Raw genomic sequence first — 2,659 nt, forward strand, 5'->3', positions numbered from 1 at the left:
CTCATCCGGCTGACCTTCTTCATCAAGGGGCCATTTCCCGATGGCGGCGTTCTGAGTTCACCCAATTTTCGTCTCGACGTACTGGACGAGTTCTTTGCCGAGCATTGCCCGAAGCACTGCAGCTATAACAACCCGCCGCCTTCGGAGGTGATCGGAGTTGCAGCGCTTGCGCAAGCCGACATCGTCGTTGAAATTGTCGCGGTGGCGGCGTTGCCTGACTGAAGAATTTCGCATGCAGCGCTGGCTTGATTGCCTTGGCTCTCGCGTGTCACTCCGGGGCTGTGGCGGGAGCCGTGTAACGGCGGCGCACGGCATCAAGCACCCGCTTGCGGCTCTCCTCCGCCGACAGGGTCTTGTCCTCTTCCGCCTCGGCGGTTTCGCGCGCCAGGTCCTTGTCCCTGATCTGATGTCGAAACCATTTGGAATAGTCGCCGGTGCGCAAATGAAACTCCCAGGTCTTGTCATCTATGCCCTCGGCGATTTGAGCGAAGATCATCAGATTGTGAGCCCTGAGATTCATCGCATTCTCAGGGCCATGGAAATAGAAGCTGCCGGCTTCGTCGAGCTGGCCTTCGGCATATTTCCGGCTGTGCCGCTTGAGTGACTGACGTGGTTCGACCACTTTGACCGTCTTGACTTTTTTGCCTGCCTGCGGCCGCCAGAACAGCACGCGCGCACCTTTCGGGCTGGGGATGACTTTCGGCGGCTCAATGCCGGTTTCACGGCAGAAGACCTTCACGACGTCCTTTGCCTTGGGGCCAAGCGCAATGATGGCTGTCACCAGGCGCAAGGCGTCTGTCGAGATCGCCTCGGGGTGAACGGTGATCAGGATTGTGCCAGGCAATTCCAATGACAGAACCGCCCGCGTATCGTCGCGCCGCTTGGGCAGAAGATGATGCGCTTCATCGATCACGAGCCAGTGCGGTCTCGCGGTGCGCCGGCGGAAACTGCTGAGGCCAGGCAGCAGGTCGGCAAAGAAATCCGGCCTCTCGTCGACCCGCAGGGCCAGTCCATTGACGACTATGTTGCTGTCGGCCTTGGCGATCAGATCCAGCACTTGCGCCTTTGTCGGCGCGCTTGAGCCGTCTCCCAGGCGAACGGCGCCTTCGAGGCCATCATAGTCGCCTTCGGGATCGAAGACACAAAACTGAAAGCCGCTTTCGACGAAGCGCTCGGTCAGCGCGGTGGCCAAGGTGGATTTACCGATACCGGAACTCCCGGCAATGAGGATCGTGTCGCTCGGCGACAGGTAGGTATCGTCGCCGCCAGATGATCCAAGAACGATGCCGTCATGGCGCTTCGGCACTATCGCGTGATCACGCTTTATCAGCTTTGCGATCAGTTGCTCCACGCCTTTGCCTCGGGCGCCACGCATGACCAGGTTGGCTGTATCCTTGACCGCCGGAATTGCATTGTCGACGGCGACGCTGCAGCCACAGGCTTGCAGGAACGCATGATCGTTCTCGGCGTCGCCGACGCCGACGACGTTGTGCGGCGAAAGTCGAAGGTCCTGAAGGGCCGCGGCGAGCCCGGTGGCTTTGTTGATGCCGCTCGGCAGGATCATCACCGCGCCCTTGTTGAAGATGATTTCCAGTTCGAGCCCCATCTTCTTGATGACCTCAAGCACGGTCGCTTGATGCGGTTCCCAGGTCGCGACGATCGATCGTCCGACCGAAAGCGGCTTGACGCCCTGCCTCTTCAACCTGGCGACGAATTTGGGCTCGGGCGGCGGGGCGATCACCCGCTCTTCCTCGCTGGCCGGCGTGTAGATCATCGCGCCATTCTCAGCGACGACCTTGTCGAAGAGGCTAAGCTCGGGAAAGACGCCCTTGAGATCGGGCAGTTCACGCCCGGTGACGAGAACCAGCTTGCGGCCGCTTTTCTTGAACCGCTCAAGCGCAGTGAGCGTTTTCTTGGCGACGACCCCATCATGAGCCAGCGTGCCGTCATAGTCAGTCGCCAATGCAATGAAATACATTCCGCCAACCCTTCTCGGTTCCGATTGCTCTGCGACTAGAACGTGTGATCGAGACAAAGGCTCCCCACCGACCGGATCGCAGGTCTTGGAGAAGGGGGAACGGGTCCGCCCTCGGAAATCAGGAACTCCTTCGGTGCCGGCACGTTGACCAGACAAGCCGGGAACCGTCCCGGTCTTTGTTGGCGGCGCAAACCCCGTCGCCGAAATCCACACCAAGCGCAATGAAAGGTAAGGCCATGGGCTTCTTTTCGAAGGACATAAAGACACTCGACGATCTCTTCGTGCACACGCTGCGCGACATCTATTACGCCGAAAAGCAGATCGAGAAAGCGCTGCCGAAGATGATCGACAAGGCAACCGACCCGCAATTGAAAGCCGGATTTGAAAAGCACCTCGATCAGACGAGAGGCCATGTCGAGCGCGTCGAACAGGTGTTTGAGTTGCATGGCGTCAAGGCCAAGGAGGTCAACTGTCCGGCAATCGACGGCATTCTCGAGGAGGCCGACGACGTGAGCGGTGACGTCGATGACAAGGAGGTTCTCGACGCGGCGCTGATTGCTTCGGCGCAGGCCGTCGAACACTACGAGATGACGCGCTACGGCACGCTCATCGCCTGGGCAAAGCAGCTTGGCCGCACCGACTGCGCCAATGTGCTGGCCAAGAATCTCAAGGAAGAGCAGG

At 59.7% G+C, this 2,659-nt stretch carries 2 protein-coding genes and 1 pseudogene; 2 read left to right on the forward strand and 1 reads right to left on the reverse strand.

The annotated features are described in order from the left end of the window. A pseudogene (locus EN914_RS31350) lies at positions 1-222 on the forward strand (RidA family protein); the annotation flags it as partial. A gap of 46 nt (positions 223-268) precedes the next feature. Here EN914_RS31350 and EN914_RS31355 read toward each other — a convergent pair. Further along, entirely contained in the window at positions 269-1,978 is a 1,710-nt protein-coding gene (locus EN914_RS31355) for an HAD family hydrolase (RefSeq protein ID WP_024505522.1), read from the reverse strand. A 236-nt stretch (positions 1,979-2,214) separates the two neighbouring features. Between EN914_RS31355 and EN914_RS31360 the strand changes: the two genes are divergently transcribed. Beyond that, on the forward strand, positions 2,215-2,659 hold a 445-nt coding region (locus tag EN914_RS31360), incomplete at its 3' end, for a ferritin-like domain-containing protein (RefSeq protein WP_164779046.1).

This window comes from Mesorhizobium sp. M7A.F.Ca.CA.001.08.2.1 (genome assembly GCF_003998455.1).
Classification (GTDB): Bacteria; Pseudomonadota; Alphaproteobacteria; order Rhizobiales; family Rhizobiaceae; genus Mesorhizobium; species Mesorhizobium ciceri.

Coding starts and splice junctions, on each gene's coding strand:
- EN914_RS31355 (WP_024505522.1), bottom strand. CDS start 1,978: ATGTATTTCATTGCATTGGCGACTGACTATGACGGCACGCTGGCTCAT.